The sequence below is a fragment of the Neptunicoccus sediminis genome, assembly GCF_001719615.1.
Classification (GTDB): domain Bacteria; phylum Pseudomonadota; class Alphaproteobacteria; order Rhodobacterales; family Rhodobacteraceae; genus Amylibacter; species Amylibacter sediminis.
This window is the reverse complement of the sequence record NZ_MDVX01000001.1, coordinates 246,333-271,004: the sequence shown is the minus strand read 5'-3', so window position 1 is coordinate 271,004 and position 24,672 is coordinate 246,333. Positions and strand designations below refer to the sequence as shown.

Sequence of the window (24,672 nt, the reverse complement as noted above, 5' to 3'; positions counted from 1 at the left end):
TCAACCGCCCAGCGCCGTGCGAAAAGCCCGCAGGACGGGCAGGGTCTGGCGGATTTTCTGTTCCCCCAGATCGGCTATGATCTTTTCAAATTCCGGCACCAATTGCTCTAGCGCCAGTTCGCGGGCCACACGGCCTGCGTTGCTGATAGACACTTGTTTGCGCCGTGCATCGTCCCAATCTGGGCGGATATGGATATATCCGGCGTTTTCAAGTTTCTTCAACGTATTGGTCATCGCACCTTTGGTCAGATGAAAGTTCCGCGCAAGCTGCGCAGGGGTCTTTTCGCCAGAGTTGCTCAGATGGTTAAGAACGGAAAAATGGGACATCTCCATCCCCCTTGGCAGTCGGCGGGACAGCGTGCCCTTGATCAGTTGATCCGCTGCGACGACCTCTGACAACAGGCCGATTGCAAGGGAAATATCGGGGCTGTCGCTCATCCTTGGTGCAGACGAAAGGGACGATCGTGGCTGAGGGACGGCACTCGCTTGCGGGCGCTTTCCACCTGCGACAGATCCAGATCAACCAGAAACGCGCCTTCTTCTTTTCCCGCGTCCAGTAACACCTCGCCCCAAGGGTCGACCACCAGCGTGTGGCCATAGGTAGAGCGCGGCTTGCCCTTGGAGATGTCATGGGTGCCCGTCTGCGCCGGAGCAATCACGAAACAGCCGTTCTCAATCGCCCGCGCCCGCAAAAGACTGTGCCAGTGGGCCGCGCCCGTGACGGGTGAAAATGCAGCCGGAGCCGTCAGAATAGTGGCGCCGGCCTGTGCAAGCTGGCGATAGAGATGGGGAAAACGCATGTCATAGCAGATGGTCATGCCGATGGTGCCAAAGGGCGTTTCAGCCAGTGTCGCAGTGTCACCGGGGCGATAACCGTCACTTTCTCGGTAGGTCTCGGTTTCAGTCACCTGCACGTCAAACATGTGGATCTTATCGTAACGGGCTATGATTTTTCCTTGCGGATCAACCAGAAAGCTGCGGTTTGCAAAGCGCCCGTCCGCGTCTTCCGTCAACAGCCCGAGCGAACCGATCAGCAGCCAGATCCCCAGATCAGCAGCCTGTTCACGCAAGGCGGCAAGGGTCTGGTCCTGCTCTTCTTGCTGCAAGACAGCCTTTTGATGGCTGCGACTGGTGGACAACACGTTGGTCACTTCGGGGGTGGCAACGAATTTCGCACCCTGCCCCGCCGCCTGCGCAATCAGCCCCTGCGTGCGGGGCAGATTGGCAACCGGATCGTCGCTGCTGTTCAGCTGGATCAGACCGGCGCGCAGGGTCATCCTGCTAACAAAGCATCAAGTTTACCCTGCCGTTCCAGCAGGTTCAGATCATCAAAACCGCCCACGTGGGTCTCACCGATAAAGATTTGCGGCACAGTCCGCCCGCCATTGGCGCGCTGGATCATTTCCGCCTTCTTTTCGGGGTTGGTCATCACGTCAATTTCCGCAAAAGACACGGATTTCCCGTTCAGCAAGCGTTTGGCGGCTGCACAGTAACCGCAGATGGGCGTGGTATAGATTTCAACATTTTTCATCATGGCATTCCTATTGTTTGCCACAATATATAGGGCTTTACGCCAGCCTTGCAACGCGGGCAAAAACAAGAACGCTGACAGATGCGGCACCGGCTGTGAAACAGGCATGCGTACAGGCAGAGAGCGTTGCGCCGGTGGTCATCACATCGTCGATCAGGAGAACCGGCCTGTCGCGGATCAGCGGGGTGCGCCGCGAATGGGGTCGGATCGCACTGCGTTGATTTTCAAACCGTTCCGCGCGGGTCATGTCCTTTTGCGTCTTCGTCGCCCGCACCCGCTGCAACCCGTCGGGCAGCACCTGCGCTGTACTACTTGCAGCAAGGGCGCGAGCCAGCAGGACGGACTGGTTGTATCGTCGCTTTAGCATCCTGCTCCAGTGCAGGGGCACCGGCACCAGAACGGTCTGCGGCGTGATCAGCCCCGCGCCAACCCCCAGCATCCAACGGGCCATATGCGGTGCGCTGTCCTGTCGGTCTCCGTGTTTCAACCCCAGAACCATACGGCGCAGCGGCCCTTCATACAGACCTACAGATCGCCCCTGCGCCCAAGGCACCGGATTGGAAAAGCAGGCTTCACATAAATCGGCCTCTTCCGCATGTCCCTCCAAGGGTACACCGCACCCGTTGCAGACACTGCCAGAAAAGAAATGCGCCTCTGGCCAGCAGGTCTGGCACAGGGTATTTTCCGCGGCGGTGTCAACGCCACAGGACAGGCAGCGCGGCGGATAGGCAAGACGGATCAATTTCTGCGTGACGTGCAGGATAGGCTTTTCCTTTTTGACATTGGGCGCTAGGTCTGCGGCAGGAGATTTGCCCGATGAACCCAACCCAGACACTGTTCGATCCGCAAGCACTGGACCAGCACCGCGCCCGCGTGACGGGCACCGATGCCTTGTTCCTGCATGATTTCGCAGCCGATGAAGTTTCAGAAAGACTGAAAGACGTTAACAGAACCTTTACCGATCCGGTGTTTATTGGCTGGAACGGGTCTTATTGGGCGGAAAAAACGGGTGTGGCTGCCCGTGTGATACCAGATGCAGAAACGCTGGATCTGGAACCGGAGAGTTGCGATCTGATCGTGCACTGCCTGTGCCTGCATTGGGCCAGCGATCCTGTGGGCCAATTGATCCAGATGCGCCGCGCCCTGCGGCCGGACGGATTGATGATTGCGGTGATGTTTGCGGGGGAAACCCTGAAAGAACTGCGTCACAGCCTGACAGAATCCGAGGCCGAGCTGCGCGGCGGTATCCGTCCCCATGTGGCACCAATGGCGGAACTGCGCGGATTGGGGGCGTTGATGCAACGGGCCGGCTACGGTTTGCCGGTTGCCGATCTTGAACCCCTGCGCGTGGCCTATGAAAGCCCCTGGCATTTGATGCGTGAGTTGCGCGCAATGGGCGAGACCAACGCCCTGAGCGATCGCAGCCGCAATTTCGCCCGCCGCGATGTCTTTTTGCGCATGACGCAGATTTACGCACGGGACCATATGGAAGACGGTCGTATGATGGCGACGTTTGAAATGGCCTTCCTGACAGGCTGGGCACCGTCGGATACACAACAAAAACCCCTGCGCCCCGGATCGGCGCAAACCCGGTTGGCTGATGCGCTGGGTGTGACAGAATTTCCCGCAGTTGATAAAAAGACTTGATCGCTTCCGCCTTTAGGATACCTCCGATCGGGACCAGAGAGAGACATCATGACCGCAGAAAAACCAGCCCACGCCGCCGCCGACCATCCCGCTGTAAGTTTTGGCAAGGTTGGGGTGATCATCTCCAATCTCGGCACACCCGACGCAACGGACTATTGGTCCATGCGCCGCTACCTGAGCCAGTTCCTGTCGGACCGCCGCGTGATCGACTATGCCCGTTGGAAATGGCAGCCGCTCTTGCAGCTTATCATCCTGAGCAAACGGCCTTTCACCTCTGGCGAGGCATATCGCAGTATCTGGAACACCGACAAAGACGAAAGCCCGCTGCTGACCATCACACGCAACCAGTGCGAAGCGTTGAAAGAGACGCTTAAGGGGCTCTATGGTGATCGCGTGGAGGTGGATTTTTGCATGCGCTACGGCAACCCGTCCACCCGTTCGGTGATAGAGCGGATGAAGGAAAAGGGCTGCGACCGGATCGTATTTTTCCCGCTCTATCCGCAGTATTCCGCGCCGACCACAGCCACCGCCAATGACGAAGCCTTCCGCGCCCTGATGGACATGAAGTGGCAACCGTCCATTCGCACGGTGCCTGCCTATTACGAAAACCCGCTTTATATCAAGGCATTGGCCGCGACCGTAAAAGAAACCTACGCCAAGCTGGATGTTGAGCCGGACATGCTGGTCACATCCTATCATGGTGTTCCGATCCGCTATTTGATGGAAGGCGACCCCTATCACTGCCACTGTCAGAAAACCACGCGACTGTTGCGCGAGGAACTGGGCCTGCCTGCGGACAAAGTGCAGCTGACCTTTCAGTCGCAATTCGGGCCGGAAGAATGGCTACAGCCCTATACCGTCGAAGACGTCGCCCGACTGGCGCGGGAAGGCAAGAAGAACATCGCGGTGATGGCTCCGGCCTTTTCATCGGATTGTGTCGAGACACTCGAAGAGATCAACGATGAAATTCAGGACGCATTCAAAGAAGCGGGCGGCGAAACCTTCACCTATATTCCGTGCCTGAACGAGCGTCCCGATCACGTTGAAATGATGGCGGAAATCATCAAATCCGAAACGGGCGGCTGGCTATAGCAGGTCTCGCAGCATGGCGATCAGCGGTATATCCGCTGGTGGCATCGGATAGTTGGACATCTCTTTCGGGCGCACCCATTTCAGCACCTGATTTTCCTGGGGCGTCGGGATACCGTCCCATTTCCGGCAGGCGTATAGCGGCATCAAAAGGTGGAAATCTTCATAGCTGTGGCTGGCAAAGGTCAGCGGCGCGAGGCAGCTTTCCCATGTGTTAATCGCCAGTTCTTCTTCCAACTCGCGGATCAGGGCGTGTTCGGGGGTTTCCCCCGGCTCCACCTTGCCGCCCGGAAATTCCCACAAACCGGCAAGCGTCTTTCCTTCGGGGCGCTGCGCCAGCAAGACGCGGCCGTCCTTGTCGATCAGGGCGACCGCAGAAACCAGAAGTGTCTTCATGAACGGTAATCGGCGTTGATGGTGATATAACCGTGGGTCAGATCACAGGTCCAGACAGTCGCAGCGCCCTCTCCGATCCCCAGATCGGTTGCAATGCGCAGGTCCTGCTGTTTCATGTAATCCACACCCTGCTGTTCAGTATACTCGGGCGAGACCCAACCGTTTTCCGCCACCAGAATATCCCCGAAGCGGATGGCGATCTTATCCCGATCCGCAGGTTCACCGGACTTACCAACGGCCATGACAACGCGGCCCCAATTCGGGTCTTCCCCTGCAACAGCGGTTTTCACCAGCGGTGAATTGGCAATCGCTAGGGCCACAATCTGCGCCGAGGCATCATCAGAGGCTCCGGTGACAGCGACTTCAAGGAATTTGGTCGCGCCCTCTCCGTCCTTTACAACCAGATGGGCCAGATCGCGCATCACGGATTGCAGCGCCGCGCCGAGCTTTTGACCGTCAGCACTCTGCGCATCGGAAATCCGCGCATTGCCCGCAGCGCCGGTTGCAAAGGCGAGTAACGTGTCAGAGGTGGACGTATCGCTATCAACAGTTATCGCGTTGAAAGTGGTCTTGTTATGATCCGAGACCAGCGCCTGAAACGCAGCGGACGTAATTGCTGCATCGGTAAAGATATAGACCAGCATCGTCGCCATATCCGGCGCAATCATGCCTGAACCCTTGGCGAAACCGGCGATATTCACCTGTTTGCCGTCAATTTCCACGCTGGCTGCAACCCCTTTGGGAAAAGTGTCCGTGGTCATAATGGCCTGCGCGGCTTCCTCGCCCCGCGACGGATCAAGACCCTTGGCCAGATCGTCCAGAACAGCCGTGATCCGGTCATGAGGCAGCGGCTGGCCAATCACGCCGGTAGAGGATGTCAGTATGTTACCAGCCCCGACCCCAAGCGTTTTGGCCGCTGCTGCACAGACAAATTCGACGGATTTTGCACCGACCTGCCCCGTGAAAGCGTTGGAATTGCCAGAGTTCACAACAACCCCCAAAGCATCCTCGACAACATCGGTTTTTTGCAGTTCGACCAGTTTGGCCTGACAGTCCAGCACCGGCGCGGAGCGGGTAGAGGATCGGGTGAACACACCGGCAACGGCGCTGCCTTTGGCAACGTGGGCCAGCATCACGTCGGTGCGGTTTTTATATTTTACACTGGCAGCACCGGCTGCGAATGTGACGCCGCCGATTTCGGGAAGGGCCGGAAAGCCTTCGGAGGGGGCAAGGGGCGAAACCGCAGGCTGCGTCGATTGCGCCTTTATTTCGGCTTTCAACCCTTTGACCTTTTTCTTTAACTTGCTGACCTTACGTTTCAGCTTTGCTTTTGTTTTGGCCATATCTGCCCCCCAAGGGATTAATTATCCAACAATTCTGTGTCGCGGATAATGGACGGATCGAATTCAATTTCAACCCGATTAATCTCTGCAGAGTCCTCGATTGTTTCCATGTGCTCTGCCACAGCTTGTGCTTTCATCTGTTCGACCAGTTGCTCGCGCACTTCTTCCAGTGTCGGCTTGGGAGCCTCACGGGTTTCTGCCAATTTGATAACGTGCCAGCCGAACTGGGATTTCACAGGGTCGGACACTTCGCCCGGCTCTAGTGCGATCATGGCGTTTTCAAATTCCGGTACGGTGCGCCCTTTGGCCATCCAGCCGAGATCGCCTCCATTCGGGCCGGATGGTCCGGTGGAGTTTTCTTTGGCCGTTTCCGCGAAATCCGCTCCACCTTTGATGGTTTTCACCAGTTCCTTGGCTTCTTCCTCGGTTTCCACCAGAATATGAGAGGCTTTGTATTCCATTTCCGCAGGCGCATTTGCGAAGGCTTCGTCGTAGGCTGCTTGCACCTGCTCATCAGAAACGGCAGCGTTTTCAATTTTGGTCAGGGTCTCGGAAGCCAACAGAGCACGGGTCTCGTTTTCAATCGCGATCTGGATGGATTTCTTGGACGTATCCACATCCTCGGCCAGCGCGGTTTGCTGGATCAACTGATCCAGAACGCCCTTATAAAGATCCTTGTCTTCCAGTTGCTGGAAACGCTCGGGCAGACGCCGTGTCAGTGCGATCACATGACCGACTGTAATCTCCTTGCCGTTCACTGTCGCCAGAACGGTTTGTGCGGTGGGCGCGTCTTGTGCGGGGGCGACGGTTGCCATCATTACGGCAACGGAAGAGGCGGCAATTAGTCGTGTGAATTTCATGATCTTGCTCCTGTTTTCTGGCCTGTTTTCCTACAGACACGTCATGTATTTATGGTGCCGAACGTTTGGGGCAACGTTGACAGTGCGAACAGACCCGCTTAGATGCCAATCTGGCATGAATGCAAGGACGATCCGGCGTTGCAGCAGCTTTACGCTGACTAACCCCCCGCCACAAGGCAGGCTTTGGCACGTTCCTTCACAGTCACGTCAGTTTTTTGCCGCCAGTCGTGCGGCGTAGAAAATATACGGAGCAGCTATGCTGGGCTTGGGCACTATTAGTAGAAAAATCATTGGGACGCCCAATGATCGCAAGATCAAATCGGTGAAGTCGCTGGTCGCTAAAATCAACAGTCTGGAACCGGATTTTGAAGCGCTCAGCGATGACGGCATCAAAGCCAAAACCGAAGAATTCAAAGAACGCTACAAGGGTGGCGAAACGCTGGATTCCCTGCTGCCAGAGGCATTTGCCAACGCACGGGAAGCAGCAAAGCGCACACTTGGCCTGCGTCCTTTCGATGTTCAGTTGATCGGCGGTATTTTCCTGCACCGGGGCAATATTTCAGAAATGAAGACCGGTGAAGGCAAGACGCTGATGGCGACCCTGCCCGTGTATCTGAACGCGCTTGCAGGACGCGGCGTCCATGTGGTGACGGTGAACGATTATCTGGCGCGGCGTGATGCGGAATGGATGGATCAGGTCTATTCCTTCCTCGGCATGACCACCGGAATCGTGGTGCCCAATATGCCCGAGGATGTCAAAATTGCTGCCTACCGCGCCGATGTGACCTATGCCACCAACAACGAGCTCGGGTTTGATTATCTGCGCGACAACATGAAGTCCGAACTGTCCCAGATTGCCCAGCGCGATCACTTTTTTGCGATTGTTGACGAGGTGGACTCGATCCTGATCGACGAAGCGCGGACACCGCTGATCATTTCCGGACCTTCCGAAGACCGCTCCGACCTTTACGTCAAAGTGGACCAGTTGATCCCCTCCCTGAAGGAAGAGCATTACACCATCGACGAAAAAGCCCGCTCTGCCGTTCTGACGGAAGAAGGCAACGAATTTGTCGAGCAACAGTTTCTGGCGCAGGGTTTGATGGAAGAGGGCACCTCTCTGTATGATCCGGAAAGCACAACGCTCGTCCACCACGTGAACAACGCCCTGCGCGCCCATGTGCTGTTCAAGCGTGAGAAGGATTACATCGTCAAAGACGGCGATGTGATGCTGATTGACGAATTTACCGGACGCATGATGCAAGGCCGCCGCCTGTCCGATGGTCTGCATCAGGCGATTGAGGCGAAAGAGGGCGTGAACATCCAGCCCGAAAACGTCACACTGGCCTCTGTGACTTTCCAGAACTATTTCCGCCTCTATGATAAGCTGGCGGGCATGACAGGCACCGCCCTGACCGAAGCCGAAGAATTTTCCGAAATCTACGGGCTGGGTGTGGTGGAAATTCCCACCAACAAACCCATCGCGCGGATTGACGAACACGATGCGATCTACCGCACCGCCAAGGAAAAATTCACCGCCATCGTTGAGGAAATCGCCAAAGCCTATGTAAAGGGTCAACCGACCCTTGTGGGCACGACCTCGATTGAAAAGTCCGAGTATCTTTCCAACCTTCTGAAAGACACCGCCCTGCTGAAACAGATCGCGGCCAACCTGCGCACGCGGGCCGAAGGGATGAAAAAGGAGGAGAACAAGGTCAAATTCAACGCCGATGCAGATGCGATTGACGCCTTGGCAGCCCGTCCCGAAGGCATCCCGCATAACGTACTGAACGCCCGTTTCCACGAACAGGAAGCGGCCATCGTTGCCGATGCCGGTAAACCGGGTGCTGTGACCATCGCGACAAACATGGCCGGTCGCGGGACCGACATCCAACTGGGTGGCAACGTGGACATGCGCGTTCTGCAAGCCATCGAAGAAGCCGGCGAGGATGCAGATCCGGTTGCGATCCGCGAACGGATTCAAGCCGAGGTTGCCGCTGACAAACAAAAAGCGCTCGACGCGGGCGGCCTGTTTGTTCTGGCAACCGAACGTCACGAAAGCCGCCGCATCGACAACCAGTTGCGCGGCCGTTCGGGACGTCAGGGCGATCCGGGCAAATCCAGCTTCTTCCTGTCCCTCGAAGACGACCTGATGCGGATCTTCGGATCGGAGCGGCTGGACAAAGTGTTGTCCACACTCGGCATGTCCGAAGGTGAGGCGATCATCCACCCTTGGGTGAACAAATCGCTGGAAAAAGCGCAGGCCAAAGTGGAAGGTCGCAACTTTGACATCCGCAAGCAGTTGCTGAAATTCGACGATGTGATGAACGACCAGCGCAAGGCCATCTTCGGCCAGCGGTTTGAAATCATGGAAGCGGATGACCTGTCCGAAACCGTGAAGGATATGCGCGATCAGGTGATCGACGATCTGGTGGATGAATGTATTCCGGCCAAATCCTATCCCGATCAGTGGGATGTGGAAGGGCTCTATGGCAAGGTGATCGAACATATCGGGATTGATGTGCCGATCATCGACTGGGCCAATGAAGAAGGCATCGACGATACCGACCTGCGGGAACGGATCAGTGAAGCCGCCGATGAAGCGATGGCCAAGAAGGTCGAACAATTCGGCGCGGAACAGTTCCGGAGCATCGAAAAGCAGATCTTGCTGCAAACCATCGACAAGAACTGGCGCGAGCATCTGGTCACGCTGGAGCATCTGCGCTCTGTCGTGGGTTTCCGTGGCTATGCCCAGCGCGATCCGTTGAACGAATACAAGACAGAATCCTTCACCCTGTTTGAGGCCATGCTGGAAAGCCTGCGCGCCGATGTGACCGGCCAATTGGGTCACGTGCGGATGATGTCCGAGGAAGAGCGCAACGAGATCATCGCCCAGATGCAGGCAGAGGCACAGGCCGCACAAGCAGCGCAGGCCGCTGCAGTTCCCGCCACTGAAGCAGCCCCGAGCGGACAACCGGAAACCGTACCAACGGCACCTGCAGTCGCCTTCGACGAGAATGACGAGTCGACATGGGGTAATCCGTCCCGCAATTCCCCCTGCCCCTGCGGGAGCGGAAAAAAGTTCAAACAGTGTCACGGCAAACTGTAATTAAGACAATTTGTGGCGGGAAAGTGTTAATCTTTCCCGCTACCTGACGGAGTCCGGCAATCCGTCAAAGATTCGCCAGATTCCGGCAGCGAAAATCGAATCGAATGGGGCAAAATCGCCCGTAAACGACCCTTTTGACCGCCCATTACTGTCACGATTGATTGCTAATTTTCGATAAGTTTAACGCTTATCGAGGTTATCATGGCTCTTAATGACAAACTCCTGACAGTAGCGACCGGTGTGGTTCTCGCCGTCGGTGGTGCGACTGCCAGCCTGCTTCTTGGCGATCACGGCACCCAAGGGTATCAACCCAATCTGACCGTGGCTGCAAACCTCGCTGCGCCGCAAATTCCAACGGTGACAGATATTCGCCCTACTGCACTGGTGTCTGACGCCCCCGTGCGGATCGCTGCCAGTGTGCCCCCTGCGAAACCCGAAGTGGAAACCGGTCGGATGATCTTTGCCGCTGTCGAGCCTGCTACGCGGACGGTGCCTTCGGCGGTACGCAGTGACGTGATCACGATTGCGGTACAGGACGGGGCTCCGGAACTGGCCACCCCTGCAGATTTCAGCGATATTGTGCTGACACGTTCCATCGCGGACGTGCCAGCCCCCGAAGTGACCGGCCTGACCAACGGGCTGTCTGTCACGCTCAGCGATTTCAAAGATGCCCTGCGCATCCCGCAAACCCCGAAAATCAGTTGTGCACTGGACCTGCGGGCCACCCCGATCTTTGGGGCGCGGGTGAAACTGAAACTGAAAGCCCCCTGCCACCCGAATGTGAATGCCACGATCCGGCATGGCGGTTTGCAGTTCAAAGAACGGCTGAACGCTACGGGACAGTTGGAACTGAAGGTGCCGGTATTTGCCGAATACTCCCGGTTTGACGTGGAACTGTCGGACGGTACGCAATCCACAGTGGGCGCCTATATCGCCGGTCTCTCCACTCTGGAGCGTGTCGGGATTTCGTGGAAAGGCGCAAATGACACGTTCCTCCACGCCTTTCAAAACGGCGCGGGCATGGGCGAAACGGGCCATATCTGGCGTCTGAACCCGAGCGATTTTGCACGCTCCCGCATGGAAGGCGGCGGCTATCTGGCACAACTGGGCGATGCCGCGCTGCCCGAACCGCAACTGGCACAGGTCTATACCCTGCCCTTGCGGATGACGGCGGGACAGCAAATCGTCTCTTTCGCGGTCGAAACCCTGCGCGGTGAAACGGCCTGTGGCGCTGCGATGAAAATTCAGACCGCCCGCCACCAGCCCAACGCCAAAGCCGGCTTTCGTAAAATATCCTTGCGTTTGCCCGAATGCGGCGCCGTGCAAACCAGTCTGCTGTTGAAAAACGCGCTGAAAGACATGAAAGTAGCCCGCAAGTAACCAGCGAGGGTTTTCATGTTCCGTTCACTGCTTTGCCGATTGGGTCTGGCGGCCCTGCTTCTTGGCAGCCCGACACTTTCAAGCGCACAGGATGTGCTGCTATCCGCAAAAACCGGCGATCTGAAAGTGGAAGGCACCCTTCTGGAATACGATGGGGAATTCTACAGGGTCAAAACCGAATTTGGCCCCCTGACGGTGGATGCCCGCACCGTAACCTGTGACGGTGACGGTTGCCCGACACCCCAAGAGACTACTGCCCGTTTTGCCATCGCCGGAGACAGCGCCGTAGCACTGCCGCTGTTGGAAGCATTTGCAATCTATCAGGGCGCCGAGGTCGAGATGATCACAGGCGCGGATGGGGCGCAGACTGTTGAAATCGCGTCCGAAGCGGCCGGTCCTCTGGCAACTGTCGAACTGGCGCCGCAGGATGGCGGTGATCCCTATAGCGCCATGCGCGACGGGAGCGACACACTTGTGTTTTCCACGCTGCAATCCCCCGATCCGGCCCGCACACAGGTCATCGGTCTGGATGCGGTCGTGATCGCAGCATCGGACGTTAATCCGGTGGACGGCATTACAATGGACCAGATGCGACAGGTGCTCGCAGGCGAGATTACCAACTGGAAGGACCTCGGCGGTAGCGATTCCGCCCTGACACTTCATGTTGCTGCGGGCGCGGGCCCGTTTCAGGACCGTCTGGCCACGATGGGACTGGCACCGCAGGCCGGCGTTATTGTGCAAGAGCACGCCCGGTTAAAGGATATGGCGGATGTGGTGGCGAATGATCCCTTCGGGATCGCGGTTCTGCCGTTTTCCATGCTGCGTACAGCCCGGCCAATGGGTCTGCGCGGGTCTTGTGGCATGTATAATGCGGCCAAAGCCTTTACCCTGCAATCCGGTTCCTATCCGATGACATTCGAGCTGTCCGTGACCCGCCCTGCAAAGCGTATGCCCCTGTTCGCACGGGAGTTTCTGGAGTTTCTGCGCAGCCCGCAAGCACAGGCTGTGATGGTGGATCTGGGCTTTGCGGATATGGGGATTGCAACGCTCGGGCTGGATGAACAAGGGCAGCGACTGGCCAACTCCCTGATGATTATCGGCAAAGAGGTTCCCCTGTCCGATGTGCGGGAAATGACCGGCATTATGTCCGGCGCAAAACGACTGTCCGCGACCTTTCGGTTCCAACCCGGATCAACCCGACTGGACGCCCAATCCCGCGAGAACGCCGAACATCTTGCCGCCGGACTGATCCTTGGGAATTACGCAGACAAGATCGTTTATCTGATGGGATTTTCAGACGGTGATGGCCGCGCACGGCAGAATAAGGCTTTGTCCAAGCAACGGGCCGAAGCGGTTCAGGCAGCCCTGATCCAAGCCGCGCCTGATGGTTCACTGGAAGATGTGGAGTTTCGCGTTCTTGGCTATGGAGAAGCGTCGCCGCTGGTCTGCGAAGACAGCGCCGCTGATGCAGAGATCAACCGTCGGGTTGAGGTTTGGGTGAAGGACCGCGCGGACTAATCCATCTGACTGCTTTCGATGGATCGGGGGCTCTGCCCCCGCGCCCCCGGGATATTTCACGCCAGAAGAAGCTGGTGGTGGTCAGAGCAGGCCGAGCGCGCGAAAGCTGCTGTCGCTTTCAGCACCGATAATGACATGGTCATGGATTGTGACGCCAATGGCGTTTACAGCCTGTTCGACCATTTGAGTCATATCAATGTCGGCTTGCGAAGGTTCGGGATTGCCGGACGGGTGATTGTGGACAAGGATCAAAGCGCTGGCGTTCAGTTCTAACGCGCGCTTGGCCACCTCGCGCGGGTAGACGGGGACGTGATCCACGGTGCCTTTCTGCTGTTCCTCATCCGCGATCAGCACGTTTTTGCGGTCCAGAAACAGGATGCGGAACTGTTCGGTTTCCCGGTGCGCCATTGCGGTTTTGCAATAGGTCATCAATGCGGACCAGCTGGACAGCACATCGGTGTTCAAAACCTTTGCCTGCGCCAGCGAATGCGCCGCAGCTTCAACTATCTTGAGTTCCTGCACCACGGCTTCCCCCACCCCGTCCACATCCAGCAGAAGTGCGGGGCGGGCCGAGATCACGCGGTTGATGTCACCAAACCGCGCCATCAGGCGTTTTGCCAGCGGTTTTACATCCCGCCGCGGTATGGCGCGAAACAGGATGAGTTCCAGAAGTTCATATTCGTTCAGCCCTGCCGCCCCCGCCCGCATGAACCGGTCCCGCAATCGTCTGCGGTGGTCCTTGCTAAATTCCGGCGTGGTACGTTCAAAGGGGGCCGTGGTTTCCACCACGGCAAACCCCAGTTGTGGCTGTTCTTCAAAGGCGCGTTTGGAGTCGGACATAGGCCGAGTTTGCACGCAATTGGTTAATCAGTGATGAATCCCACGCCGTTCAAGGCTGGGTGGGATGGAACAGCCCTGCAGGGGATTCCGTGAAGATTTCGAATCCATCCGCTGTCACCCCGAGAGAGTGCTCAAACTGGGCCGAGAGTTTCTTGTCCCGCGTAATTGCCGTCCAGTCGTCCGCCAGAACCTTGGTTTCGGGACGGCCCAGATTGACCATCGGCTCAATCGTAAAGAACATGCCTTCTTCCAGCACAGGTCCGGTGCCCCAACGCCCGTAGTGCAACACATTGGGCGGCGAATGGAATACGCGCCCGAGTCCGTGACCGCAGAAATCCCGCACCACGGAACAGCCCTGTGCTTCTACGTAGCGCTGGATGGCGGCGCCAATATCGCCAAAAGTATTTCCCGGTTTGACCTGTTCGATCCCGATCATCAGCGCATCATGGGTGACTTGGATCAGCCGCTCTGCGTAGGGTTTCGGCTTGCCGGCCACATACATGCGGGAGTTATCCCCGAACCAGCCGTCCAGAATACAAGTCACATCAATGTTCAGGATGTCACCGTCAAACAGAGTGTCATCGGTCCGTTTGTGTTTGTCGTTTTTCCACATCGGAATTTTGCCACCTGGAATGCCGTGACACACCACGTGGTTCACCGAAATGCACGAGGACTTCGGATAGCCCTTATAATCAAGCGTTGCAGGAATGGAGTTATTGGCGATCATGAAATCGTGGCAGATCTGGTCCAGCTCGTCGAGCTTTACCCCCGGCACAACATGGGGCGCGATCATATCCAGAATTTCAGCGGCCAGACGGCCTGCACGACGCATGCCTTCAAACTCTTCCGCAGAGTGAATGGTAATACCGTCTTTGTTGAGCCTTGGGGCTTGGCGTCCTTCCACGGGGACCTCCGATCTGTGAATGGCTGGCGTATTAGGACAATTTAAGCCTTTTTGCCAGTCATCCCGTTCAAATTTGTTCTACAGGCAGTGCGGTGCCAAGATGTATGCCCGACGGCGTAATATCACAAGCGTAACATAACATCTCTACGCCCGCAGCATGCGCTTCGCGGTAGGCTGTGGCATAGGCAGGATCGAGCGCCTCTGCCAGACGGAAACGTGTGCAATCTGTCCGCTGCACCAGATAGAGCATCACGGCGCGATGTCCCTGCGCCACCATTTGTGTCAGTTCGCCCAGATGTTTGGTGCCGCGTAGCGTGACGGTATCGGGAAATTCCGCCCAGTCCGGCGCACCATGCAGGGTCACACTTTTAACCTCGACATAGGCATCGGGACGGCCTTCTGCTGTAAGGAGGAAATCAATGCGGGAGTTCTGGCCGTATTTTGCCTCTGCACGGATGTTGTCATATCCGGTAAGTTCCTTGATCCGTCCCGCATCCAGTGCTTCGCGCACCAGGCGGTTGGCCAGTCCGGTATCAATTCCGGCAAAATGCCCGTTTCCGAGTTCCACAAACTTCCAGCTATAGTTCAGCTTGCGTTTGGGGTCATCGTTGGGTTCCAGCCAGATGCCCTGCCCTTCCTGCTTTAATCCGGTCATGGCGCCCGTGTTAGCGCAATGGGCCACGACCTCTCGACCGTCTTCAAGGCGGCAATCGGCAAGAAAGCGTTTGTAACGGCGGATCAGGGTGGCGCGGATAAGCGGGCTGGAAAACTTCATCGACCGAGCCTAAAACGATGGAAACATAAGGACAAGCGATATGGCGAACCCCACGGCGGCACTTTTGGTGATTGGTGATGAAATCCTTTCGGGGCGCACGCGGGATGCGAATATGTATCACCTTGCGGGGCGGCTGACTGATGTGGGGATCGACCTGAAAGAAGTGCGGGTGATCTCTGACGATGGCGGTGAAATCCAAAGCGCGGTCAATGCGTTGCGCCACAAGTACCAGCATGTGTTTACCAGCGGCGGTATCGGGCCGACCCATGATGACATCACGGCGGATAATGTGGCTGCCGCTTTCGGGATCGGCATTGATGTGCGTGAGGACGCGATGGAGGTATTGGCCACCAATTATCCCGAAGGGCGCGCGGCTATCAACGAAGCGCGGATGCGGATGGCGCGGATACCGGACGGGGCGCGGCTGATTGACAATCCTGTATCCAAGGCCCCCGGTTTTTCGGTGGAGAACGTGCATGTCATGGCCGGCGTACCAAAGATATTCGAAGCAATGCTGGACGCCCTGCTGCCGGAACTGGCTGCAGGTGTGCCGCTGGTGTCGCAAACTGTGCGGGTGGATCTGCCCGAAGGGGATGTTGCCGGACCGCTGGCTGAAGTTGCGCAGGCTTTTGGCGATCTGTCGATCGGATCTTATCCGTTCAACACGCCGCAGGGCCTGGGCAGTAACGTGGTTTTGCGTGGCACAGAGGCTGCGCGTGTGGCAGAGGCAAGCGCACGGGTCCGTGACGCTTTTGGGATTGAATGATGCAGATACCTTCGGAACAACAGCTTTTTGAAGCCGTCGATGCAAGCTGGCCCGCCCATAAAACGCGGGAACTGGGCGGGTGGACTCTGCGCGAAGGACGCGGCGGCGGACAACGTGTGTCTGCGGCCTCTGGTGAGGGCGATATCGCGCAGGCCGAAGCCGCGATGGAGGCGATGGGTCAGGACAAGCTGTTCATGATCCGTGGCGACCAGTCCGCTCTGGATCAGGACCTTGCCGCACGGGGCTATAGCATAAAGGATCCGGTGGACCTGCTGGTTGGGGATGCCCGCGAGATTGCCCAAGGGTATGACCCGAAACGAAAGGCGATTTTCACCGGCCTTCCAATGGCTATTCTGACGGAAATCTGGGCCGAAGGCGGTATCGGGCGCACGCGGATCGACGTGATGGAGCGGGCCTGTTGTGCCAAGACTTATATTCTCGGTCGGATGGAAGCTCGCCCCGCTGCGGCGGCTTTTGTCGGCTGTCACAACGGGGTGACAATGGCCCATGCGGTGGAAGTGCTCACACGGGTGCGGCGGCGCGGAGTGGCGGAAAACCTGATGCGGGCTGCTGCCGGTTGGGGCGTGGAGAACGGTGCAACGGTCTTTGCCGTTCTCGCGACACAGTCGAACACCGGCGCGCAATCGCTCTACCGTAAAATGGGCATGGAAACCGCCACCCAGTATCACTATCGTATTAAAACACCCTAACCGGAGCATTCTGATTGTGACCAAACCTCTTGTAACCGCCCTGAACCTGCCGCAGATGGATCCGCTGCCGCCGGAAACCCAACGCTATTTCGACATCTGCGTAGAGAAACTGGGGTTTGTGCCGAATGTTCTGCAATCCTACGCCCATAACGTGGACAAGCTGAACGCCTTTACCGGCATGTATAACGATCTGATGCTGGGGGACAGCGGGCTGAGCAAACTGGAGCGGGAAATGATTGCCGTTGTGGTCAGTTCCCACAACAAATGTTTCTACTGCCTTGTGTCCCACGGGGCCGCCGTGCGCCAGCTAAGCGGCAAACCCGAACTGGGAGAAGCTTTGGTGATGAACTACCGTGTGGCCGAACTGTCTGCACGGGAACGGGCCATGCTCGACTTTGCGGTGAAGATGACCGAGGCCAGCGCCAAGATCGAAGAACCGGACCGCCAGCTTTTGCGGGACGCGGGCCTGTCTGACGCGGATATTTGGGATGTGGCTGCGGTTGCGTCGTTCTACAACATGTCCAACCGCTTTTCTTCGGCGGTGGCGATGGAACCCAACGCGGAGTATCACAGCGCCTACCGATGAAAGCTGCTTTTGCACTCCGCGCCCTGACCTTTTGCAGTCTGCTCACTGCCTTGCCACTGTCGGCAGCGGCGGCAGAGTTTGTACTGCAACTGCCGCTGGGTGCGAAGGCAACCTACTCGGAAATGGAACCCGCGCTGCCGGCGCTGGTGCCAGTCGGACCGTTTAAGGACGGGGAAATTCCCAAGGTTGCTGCGCCGAAGAACATCCAGCGTACGGTTTGGCTGATGGGGGGCGAAAGCACCGTAGCGCAGGTGCAATCCGGTATTCTCAGCCAGTTGGAACGGGCCGGCTATGAGACCCTGCTGTATTGCGTTGCCAAAGAATGCGGCGGGTTTGATTTCCGCTTTGGTATTGATGTGGTGGACGAACCGATGATGCGGGTGAATCTGCGCAACTATCGTTTCATCACCGCCAAACAAACGGTGTCGGAAAATCCCGCCTATGTGACCTTTCTGCTAAGCCGGTCGCCGGTGGCGGTTTATGTGCAGATGACGGAATACAGCCCCGGTGCATGGTCGGATGCAAGTAGTGTGCAAGCCCTGAAGCCGCCGGAAAAGCTGGTTGAGCCAACAGCCGCCACGGGTCAGATCGGTCCGGTATCGCTCGTTCTTGAGGGGCTGGAGTTTCAGACAGGCAGTGCGGAACTGGGCAATGATCCCACCGGATCGCTCAGCAAACTGGCTGAACTGCTGAAACAGGATCTTGAGATGAAAGTGCTGCTGGTCGGGCATTCAGATATGTCAGGTTCGGTCGAGGCCAATATCGCCATTTCAACCAAGCGGGCCGATAGCGTGCGCCGCGCCTTGATCCGTGATCACGGCATTGATGCGGGCCGTCTTTCTGCCCACGGTGTCGGCTTTTTGTCCCCCCGCGCCGATAACGCGACCGAGGCCGGACGTCAGAAAAACCGCCGTGTCGAGGCAGTTTTCTCCCGTTAGTCCGGGCCGGACACAATAGCGCCCCGAGAGCCTACCAGCTTTCGGGACCTTTGCCTTTGAAATGCTCCACCAGAAAATCAATGAATGCCCGCAGTTTCGGCTGGGTATACAGACCCGGCGGATAGACAACATGAATGCCAAGCTGCTCTACCGGCAGATCCGGCAGGACCGCTTTCAGGCGACCGACTTCTACTGCATCGTGGTACAAAAAGCTGGGCAGATAGGCGATGCCAAGTCCGGCCTCTGCCGCCTGCAACAAGGATTGCCCGTCATTCACCGTCAGGCTGCCGCCGGCGCGAATCAGACGTTTTTCGCCGGTGCTAGAGGTAATCTTCCACGAGTTGCCCGAAGACTGGTTGGAAAAATGCAGCAGTTTGTGCTGTGCCAGATCGTCAATCCGCTTTGGAACACCATTGTCCTGAAAATATTTCGGAGACCCGATAACCCGCATATTGGTCTCTGCCAGTTTGCGGGCGCGCAGGGAACTGTCCTGCATTTCACCAATGCGGATCGCAAGGTCGAACCCTTCAGAGAGCAAATCCACATTCCGGTTGGACAGGACCATGTTCACATTGATTTCAGGATAACGGTTCAGAAAGGCACCCAGCGCCTTGGAAATATGGTTCACACCGAAATCGGTTGTGGCCGACAGACGCAGGGACCCGCGCGGCGTGGATTGCATGGATGTAACCATCGCATCCGCCTCGCCCGCATCGTCCAGCACCTGACGGGCTTTGTCATAATAGGCAAGACCGATTTCCGTCGGGCTGACACGGCGTGTAGTGCGGTTGAGCAGACGCGCACCGAGCCGTGCTTCCAGTGAGGAAACATGTTTTGAAATCGCGGATTTCGACAATCCCATTTTTCGGGCTGCATCGGTGAAACCACCCAGATCAACAACACTGGCAAAGGCTTCCATCTCGGTCAAACGGTCCATTCCTCAATACCTCGATATTATTATTGCTCAATGCCGTTTATTATGGTCCGCAAATGCGTCACGATTTGGGAAACAAAGGGACATTCACCCGTCAGATTCAGGTATTGTTGGGGCATTGGATACAATGAAACAATCAAATGTGCTGCGGAAACAGCACTATAACCCGTTGATATTTGGTAATTTCAGAAATTTTTGGAAAAATTGCACAATTTAGCCGCAGAAAATCCGGTCCCTGCCTGTCCTCCCTCTACCGGGACGATTCCCCTGCCCCCTGCGGGCCTGTTCCGCTTGCAAGACAACCACAAAACTGCGGTCTGCACAGATTTCAGTTGACGCTTCACGGCGCATGGATCACCCATTTTACACGCAATAGGATTAATCGTGACACAATGACTACGGCAAAGACCGCTTCTGACTGGATTGAACAAAACCCTGATGTGACCTCGGTGCAGGCGGGGTGCTATGATCTGAACGGACAGATCAGGGGCAAGCGGATGCCAATCGCCAGCCTTGAGAAAGTTCTGGATGGCAGCTTGCGCATGCCGCTGTCGCTGGCGGTGGTGGATGTCTGGGGCCATGATGTAGAAGAAAACGCACTGGTTTTTGAGGCGGGTGACGGCGACGGATTGTGCCTGCCCACCGAACGGGGCGTGACCCTCTCCAGCCTCGGGGAAGAACAGGCCGCCTTTGTGCAATTGATGTTTGCCAATGAAGACGGCACCCCGTTTCCGGCCGATCCCCGTCAGGCGCTGGCGAATGTGGTTCAGGAATACGCCGATCGCGGCCTGACAGTCGTCGTCGCCACAGAGCTTGAGTTTTATGTCACCGATCCCGGCTCGGATTTCGCCACCAGCCAGATGTCGGACCGTGTGTCCGAAACCTATGCAACGGTTTCGCTGGACGAGCTGGATCATTTCGAACCCTTCCTGAACGAAGTTTACCGCCAATGTGAAGAACAGGGTGTTCCCGCGGATGCGGCGATTTCGGAAAACGGTACGGGGCAGTTTGAGATCAACCTCAACCATGTGCCGGACCCCCTGCGGGCGGCGGATGATGCCATGATGTTCAAACGGATCGTTCGCGCGGTGGCCCGCAAACACGAACGGTCTGCCACCTTTATGGCCAAACCCTTTGGCGACAGATCCGGCAGCGGGCTGCATGTGCATTTCTCAATCCTGGATGCGGAGGGGAATAACATTTTCGCCAATGGTACGGAGGAAGGCTCTGACGCGTTGCTGCATGCGGTGGCGGGATTACTGGACACCATGCCGGAATCAATGGCGATATTTGCGCCCCATCTGAACTCTTACCGCCGTTTCGCCCCGATGAGCCACGCGCCGAGCGCTGTGGCTTGGGGCTATGAAAATCGCACCGTTGCCGTGCGCATTCCGGGCGGTCCGGATGAAGCACGCCGGATTGAACATCGCGTGTCCGGCGCGGATGCGAACCCGTATCTTGTGCTTGCGACAATACTCGGGGCGGCCCTGCGGGGGATGGACCGTGCAAAGATGCCCCCTGCCCCGACGGTGGGTGACGGCTATGATCCGGAGCTGCCACAACTGCCCAAAGTCTGGGACAGCGCGGTGGACGCCTTTGAACAGAGCGCCCTGATTTCCGAGATCTTCGATCCGCTGCTGATTACCTCTTTCGTGCTGGCCAAACGTCAGGAAATGGCAAAATTCGCAGCGGTGGTGAGTGATTTTGAAATGCGCACCTATGTAGATGCGGTTTGACGAACCCCTTGCCCCGTCTATTTCTAGGGCGAGCCCCGTCGGGGCATAGCACTCGAAAGGGCTGAAAATGGTTTCGGTAAAATCCAACCTCCTGTCGCTTGTGGTTTTTGTCATCGGCGTGGTTGTCTGTGGCGCATTGATTGGGGTTTCTACAGCCCCCGGTCCGTGGTTTGATACATTGGTTAAACCCACGTTCAATCCGCCCGCTTGGGTATTCGGTCCGGTTTGGACAACACTTTACATCCTGATCGGGATTGCAGGCTGGCGTATCTGGCAGATTGACCGCAGTAGCGCCGCGATGAAGCTGTGGTTTGCACAGATGATCCTGAACTTTGGTTGGTCGCCCCTGTTCTTTGGTGCCCACCGCATGGATCTTGCGCTTGGGGTGATCGTGCTGATGCTGGTCGCGATTTTCGGATTTATCCTGACAACTTGGAACCGGGACCGGATTTCCGCGGTGCTCTTCCTGCCCTATGCCGCTTGGGTCAGCTTTGCGACTGTGCTGAATGCATCGCTGCTATATCTGAACCCATGAGCGGAACACCCGTAAAACGCGCCTTGGTGCTGGGCGGCTCTGGCGGTATCGGCAGCGCACTGGCGCAAAGGCTGCGCTCGGATGGCTGTGATGTGACCACCTTTTCCCGCAGCGCGGATGGTTTTGACATAACGGATGAAGCCGCGATCCAACAGGCGCTGGGCAAGCTCGATCCGCCCTATCACACCATCATCACGGCAACGGGGGCGCTGACCTCAGACAACGCACAACCGGAGAAATCACTCAGGGCGCTTGATCCGGAAACACTCGCCGCGCAATTCGCGGTGAATGCGACAGGTCCGGCGCTGGTTCTGAAGCACGCACAACGGTTGCTGCCAAAGCGGGAGCGGGCCGTATTTGCGGCCCTGTCCGCGCGGGTCGGTTCCATCGGGGACAATAACCTTGGCGGCTGGTATTCCTACCGTGCGTCCAAAGCGGCGTTGAACCAACTGATTCACACCGCAGCCATTGAACTTTCCCGCAGCCATAAACAGGCGATCTGTGTTGTGCTGCATCCGGGCACTGTGACAACCGCCTTCACCGAAAACTATCGCAATCACGCCTCTGTCCCGCCCGAACAGGCGGCCGCAAATCTGATCACAGTGCTGGACGGGCTGACGCCGGAGCAGACCGGACAGTTCTTTGACTGGGCGGGAAAACCCGTACCGTGGTAGGTGCTCCAAACTTGCGGTCTATTGCTTATTCTGAAAGCGTGGCTTGCCTTTTCCGATTCGCAGGCGTATATCCACCTCAACAGCGGTAAGACTGGCCTCCAACCCCAGACTTCCATCGGATTTCACGACGGGCCGCGCGCCCGTTTTTTTGTGCCTGACACATCCTGTGCCCGACACTGTAGCCTAAGGGACCATATCCATGTCTGATCTGATCGCGAAAGCGGCCATCGACAAACGATTGGCAGAAATTGTACAGCCCGTGATCGAGGATCTCGGCTATGAACTGGTGCGCCTGCGCCTGATGAGCGGCAAGCAAACCATCCTGCAAATCATGGCCGAACGCCCCGAAGGTGGCATCGAGGTGGATGATTGCGCCAAGATTTCAACCGAACTCTCTGCTATTCTGGACGTGGAAGACCCGATTGACGGGGATTACGCGCTGGAAGTGTCGAGCCCCGGCATCGACCGCCCGCTGACACGGCTGAAGGATTTCGACGCTTGGGAAGGCTATGAAGCCAAGATCGAAACCAGCGAGTTGATCGACGGCCAGCGCCGTTTTAAGGGCGAATTGCGCGGGACACAGGACGGCGAAGTGCTGATAGAGATCCCGCAAGGCATCATCGGTCTGCAATTCGACTGGCTGTCCGACGCCAAGCTGGTTCTCAGCGATGCGTTGATCGCAGAAAGTTTAAAAGCCCGCAAAGACGGTGGGCTGGATGAAAGCAAGTTTGACGATATTGAAACCGAAGAGGACGCGTCATGAGCATAACCAGTGCGAACCGTTTGGAGTTGTTGCAAATCGCTGATGCGGTTGCCCGCGAAAAAATGATCGACCCCGATCTGGTGTTGCAGGCGATGGAGGAATCCTACGCCAAAGCCGCCAAATCGAAATACGGCCCCGAACTGGACATCCGCGCCAAGATCGACCGGAAATCCGGCGAACTGGAAATGACCCGCGTGCGCGAAGTCGTGGCCGAGGTTGAAAACCACTTCACCGAAATGACCGTCGAAGAGGCCCGCGCCCATCTGGATAACCCCGAAGTGGGTGACTGGGTAATCGACGATCTGCCGCCAATGGACTTTGGCCGGATCGCCGCGCAGTCTGCGAAACAGGTTATCCTGCAAAAAGTGCGTGAAGCCGAGCGCGAGCGCCAGTACGACGAATTCAAAGACCGCGAAGGCACGATTATCAACGGTCTGGTCAAACGTGTAGAATACGGCAACGTGATTGTGGATGTGGGCCGCGGTGAAGCCGTGCTGCGCCGCGACCAGTTGATCAACCGCGAACTGTTCCGCAACGGTGACCGCATCCGCGCCTATATCAAAGAAGTCCGCTCTGAAATGCGCGGCCCGCAAATCTTCCTCAGCCGTACCAGCCCCGAATTCATGGCAGAGCTGTTCAAAATGGAAGTACCGGAAATCTATGATGGCATCATTGAGATCAAGGCCGTTGCCCGTGATCCGGGCTCCCGCGCCAAGATCGGCGTGATCTCTTATGACAACTCCATTGATCCGGTGGGTGCCTGTGTTGGTATGCGCGGCAGCCGTGTTCAGGCTGTTGTGAACGAACTGCAAGGCGAAAAGATCGACATCATCCCTTGGAATGACGATGCGCCGACCTTCCTTGTAAACGCGCTGCAACCGGCAGAAGTGTCCAAGGTTGTTCTGGACGACGATGCAGAACGGATTGAAGTTGTTGTACCGGACGATCAACTGTCGCTGGCCATTGGCCGTCGCGGTCAGAACGTGCGTCTGGCAAGCCAGCTCACAGGTCTGGACATCGACATCATGACCGAAGCCGAAGAATCCGAGCGTCGTCAGAAAGAGTTCGAAGAACGTTCCAAACTGTTCATGGACACCATGAACGTGGACGAAGTGGTTGCACAGCTTCTGGTATCCGAAGGCTTTGCTACTCTGGAAGAGGTTGCCTACATCGAAATCGAAGAACTGCTGTCGATTGAAGGCTTTGATCAGGACACAGCCGAGGAATTGCAGGCCCGTGCCCGTGAGTCTCTGGATGAAATGAACGCCAAGGCGCTGGAAGAAGCCAAGGAACTGGGTGTCGAACAATCCCTGATCGACTTTGAAGGTCTGACCCCGCAAATGATGGTCGCTCTGGCCAAAGACGGCGTGAAAACGCTGGAGGATTTTGCGACCTGTGCAGACTGGGAACTGGCTGGTGGCTACACCACGGTAGACGGCAAACGGGTCAAGGACGAAGGTCTGCTGGAAACCTTTGATGTGGGTCTCGACGAGGCACAGCAACTGGTAATGACTGCCCGCCTGATGCTGGGTTGGGTCACAGAAGAGCAACTTGCCGAAGATGCGGCCGGCGATGACGTCGAAGACGACGACGCCGAAACAGCCGAGGAGACCGAAGTCTGATGCGTCAGATTTCGGGATA

25 protein-coding genes are annotated in these 24,672 nt (G+C 57.1%); 14 read left to right on the top strand and 11 right to left on the bottom strand.

Annotated elements, in window-relative coordinates:
• From BFV97_RS01285 to BFV97_RS01270, 4 genes are read right to left on the bottom strand one after another with little or no spacing between them, the layout of a single operon-like run.
• Window positions 1-438, bottom strand: a complete 438-nt coding sequence (locus BFV97_RS01285) for a MarR family winged helix-turn-helix transcriptional regulator (RefSeq protein ID WP_069298503.1) — start codon at window positions 436-438, stop codon at window positions 1-3.
• Window positions 435-1,271, bottom strand: a complete 837-nt coding sequence (locus tag BFV97_RS01280) for a carbon-nitrogen hydrolase family protein (protein ID WP_069299023.1) — start codon at window positions 1,269-1,271, stop codon at window positions 435-437. The genes BFV97_RS01285 and BFV97_RS01280 overlap by 4 nt, the downstream gene beginning before the upstream one ends.
• Before the next feature lie 2 nt (window positions 1,272-1,273).
• Window positions 1,274-1,531 carry a glutaredoxin 3 gene (grxC, locus tag BFV97_RS01275; protein ID WP_069299022.1) on the bottom strand — a complete coding sequence of 86 codons (258 nt, stop codon included), beginning with the start codon at window positions 1,529-1,531 and terminating at the stop codon, window positions 1,274-1,276.
• A 37-nt stretch (window positions 1,532-1,568) separates the two neighbouring features.
• Entirely contained in the window at window positions 1,569-2,366 is a 798-nt protein-coding gene (locus BFV97_RS01270; RefSeq protein WP_245667522.1) for a ComF family protein, read from the bottom strand.
• Here BFV97_RS01270 and BFV97_RS01265 point away from each other — a divergent pair.
• Complete coding sequence (locus BFV97_RS01265; protein ID WP_069298502.1) at window positions 2,348-3,178, top strand: methyltransferase domain-containing protein; 831 nt, start codon at window positions 2,348-2,350, stop codon at window positions 3,176-3,178. The two genes, BFV97_RS01270 and BFV97_RS01265, sit on opposite strands and share 19 nt — an antisense overlap.
• A 48-nt stretch (window positions 3,179-3,226) precedes the next feature.
• A complete protein-coding gene (gene hemH, locus BFV97_RS01260) occupies window positions 3,227-4,270 on the top strand; it encodes a ferrochelatase (protein WP_069298501.1) in 1,044 nt (347 codons plus the stop codon).
• Here the strand turns inward: hemH and BFV97_RS01255 are convergent.
• The 3 genes from BFV97_RS01255 to BFV97_RS01245 are packed head-to-tail and all read right to left on the bottom strand — an operon-like array spanning window position 4,265 to window position 6,866.
• Window positions 4,265-4,663 (bottom strand): (deoxy)nucleoside triphosphate pyrophosphohydrolase, encoded by a 399-nt coding sequence (locus tag BFV97_RS01255; protein WP_069298500.1) that lies wholly within the window; start codon window positions 4,661-4,663, stop codon window positions 4,265-4,267. The two genes, hemH and BFV97_RS01255, sit on opposite strands and share 6 nt — an antisense overlap.
• Window positions 4,660-6,006 carry a bifunctional glutamate N-acetyltransferase/amino-acid acetyltransferase ArgJ gene (gene argJ, locus BFV97_RS01250; protein ID WP_083225446.1) on the bottom strand — a complete coding sequence of 449 codons (1,347 nt, stop codon included), beginning with the start codon at window positions 6,004-6,006 and terminating at the stop codon, window positions 4,660-4,662. The genes BFV97_RS01255 and argJ overlap by 4 nt, the downstream gene beginning before the upstream one ends.
• Window positions 6,007-6,023: 17 nt before the next feature.
• Window positions 6,024-6,866 (bottom strand): peptidylprolyl isomerase, encoded by an 843-nt coding sequence (locus BFV97_RS01245; protein ID WP_069298499.1) that lies wholly within the window; start codon window positions 6,864-6,866, stop codon window positions 6,024-6,026.
• A 256-nt stretch (window positions 6,867-7,122) separates the two neighbouring features.
• On the opposite strand from BFV97_RS01245, the gene secA reads away from it, so the two are divergent.
• The 3 genes from secA to BFV97_RS01230 all read left to right on the top strand — a co-directional run bounded on the left by secA (window position 7,123) and on the right by BFV97_RS01230 (window position 12,870).
• A complete protein-coding gene (secA, locus tag BFV97_RS01240; RefSeq protein ID WP_069298498.1) occupies window positions 7,123-9,972 on the top strand; it encodes a preprotein translocase subunit SecA in 2,850 nt (949 codons plus the stop codon).
• 201 nt (window positions 9,973-10,173) lie between these two features.
• Window positions 10,174-11,352, top strand: coding sequence for a hypothetical protein (locus BFV97_RS01235; protein WP_069298497.1), 1,179 nt, complete (start codon window positions 10,174-10,176; stop codon window positions 11,350-11,352).
• 15 nt (window positions 11,353-11,367) lie between these two features.
• Complete coding sequence (locus tag BFV97_RS01230; RefSeq protein WP_069298496.1) at window positions 11,368-12,870, top strand: phosphate ABC transporter substrate-binding/OmpA family protein; 1,503 nt, start codon at window positions 11,368-11,370, stop codon at window positions 12,868-12,870.
• Between the two features lie 81 nt (window positions 12,871-12,951).
• Here the strand turns inward: BFV97_RS01230 and radC are convergent, their stop codons facing one another.
• The 3 genes from radC to sfsA all read right to left on the bottom strand — a co-directional run bounded on the left by radC (window position 12,952) and on the right by sfsA (window position 15,389).
• Window positions 12,952-13,710 (bottom strand): RadC family protein, encoded by a 759-nt coding sequence (gene radC / locus BFV97_RS01225; RefSeq protein WP_083225445.1) that lies wholly within the window; start codon window positions 13,708-13,710, stop codon window positions 12,952-12,954.
• Window positions 13,711-13,759: 49 nt separating this feature from the next.
• Window positions 13,760-14,614: a type I methionyl aminopeptidase gene (gene map / locus BFV97_RS01220; RefSeq protein ID WP_245667518.1), complete on the bottom strand. Its 855-nt coding sequence runs from the start codon at window positions 14,612-14,614 to the stop codon at window positions 13,760-13,762.
• 67 nt (window positions 14,615-14,681) lie between these two features.
• Window positions 14,682-15,389, bottom strand: a complete 708-nt coding sequence (gene sfsA / locus BFV97_RS01215) for a DNA/RNA nuclease SfsA (protein WP_069298493.1) — start codon at window positions 15,387-15,389, stop codon at window positions 14,682-14,684.
• Window positions 15,390-15,429: 40 nt separating this feature from the next.
• Between sfsA and BFV97_RS01210 the strand changes: the two genes are divergently transcribed.
• The 4 genes from BFV97_RS01210 to BFV97_RS01195 are packed head-to-tail and all read left to right on the top strand — an operon-like array spanning window position 15,430 to window position 18,389.
• On the top strand, window positions 15,430-16,155 hold the full coding sequence (locus BFV97_RS01210; protein WP_069298492.1) for a competence/damage-inducible protein A: 726 nt from the start codon (window positions 15,430-15,432) through the stop codon (window positions 16,153-16,155).
• A complete protein-coding gene (locus BFV97_RS01205) occupies window positions 16,155-16,865 on the top strand; it encodes a GNAT family N-acetyltransferase (protein ID WP_069299019.1) in 711 nt (236 codons plus the stop codon). The genes BFV97_RS01210 and BFV97_RS01205 overlap by 1 nt, the downstream gene beginning before the upstream one ends.
• Before the next feature lie 16 nt (window positions 16,866-16,881).
• A complete protein-coding gene (locus BFV97_RS01200; RefSeq protein ID WP_083225443.1) occupies window positions 16,882-17,451 on the top strand; it encodes a peroxidase-related enzyme in 570 nt (189 codons plus the stop codon).
• On the top strand, window positions 17,448-18,389 hold the full coding sequence (locus BFV97_RS01195) for an OmpA family protein (protein WP_069298491.1): 942 nt from the start codon (window positions 17,448-17,450) through the stop codon (window positions 18,387-18,389). Before BFV97_RS01200 ends, BFV97_RS01195 begins: the two co-directional genes overlap by 4 nt.
• 31 nt (window positions 18,390-18,420) lie before the next feature.
• Here BFV97_RS01195 and BFV97_RS01190 read toward each other — a convergent pair whose 3' ends face one another.
• Window positions 18,421-19,326, bottom strand: a complete 906-nt coding sequence (locus BFV97_RS01190) for a LysR family transcriptional regulator (protein WP_069298490.1) — start codon at window positions 19,324-19,326, stop codon at window positions 18,421-18,423.
• 389 nt (window positions 19,327-19,715) lie between these two features.
• Between BFV97_RS01190 and BFV97_RS01185 the strand changes: the two genes are divergently transcribed.
• The 5 genes from BFV97_RS01185 (at window position 19,716) to nusA (ending at window position 24,653) form a co-directional block, all read left to right on the top strand.
• A complete protein-coding gene (locus BFV97_RS01185; RefSeq protein WP_069298489.1) occupies window positions 19,716-21,059 on the top strand; it encodes a glutamine synthetase family protein in 1,344 nt (447 codons plus the stop codon).
• Between the two features lie 67 nt (window positions 21,060-21,126).
• Window positions 21,127-21,594, top strand: coding sequence for a TspO/MBR family protein (locus BFV97_RS01180; protein WP_069298488.1), 468 nt, complete (start codon window positions 21,127-21,129; stop codon window positions 21,592-21,594).
• On the top strand, window positions 21,591-22,268 hold the full coding sequence (locus BFV97_RS01175; protein ID WP_069298487.1) for an SDR family NAD(P)-dependent oxidoreductase: 678 nt from the start codon (window positions 21,591-21,593) through the stop codon (window positions 22,266-22,268). Before BFV97_RS01180 ends, BFV97_RS01175 begins: the two co-directional genes overlap by 4 nt.
• Before the next feature lie 199 nt (window positions 22,269-22,467).
• Complete coding sequence (gene rimP, locus BFV97_RS01170) at window positions 22,468-23,031, top strand: ribosome maturation factor RimP (protein ID WP_069298486.1); 564 nt, start codon at window positions 22,468-22,470, stop codon at window positions 23,029-23,031.
• Window positions 23,028-24,653, top strand: coding sequence for a transcription termination factor NusA (gene nusA / locus BFV97_RS01165; protein ID WP_069298485.1), 1,626 nt, complete (start codon window positions 23,028-23,030; stop codon window positions 24,651-24,653). Before rimP ends, nusA begins: the two co-directional genes overlap by 4 nt.
• Window positions 24,654-24,672 lie beyond the last annotated feature (19 nt).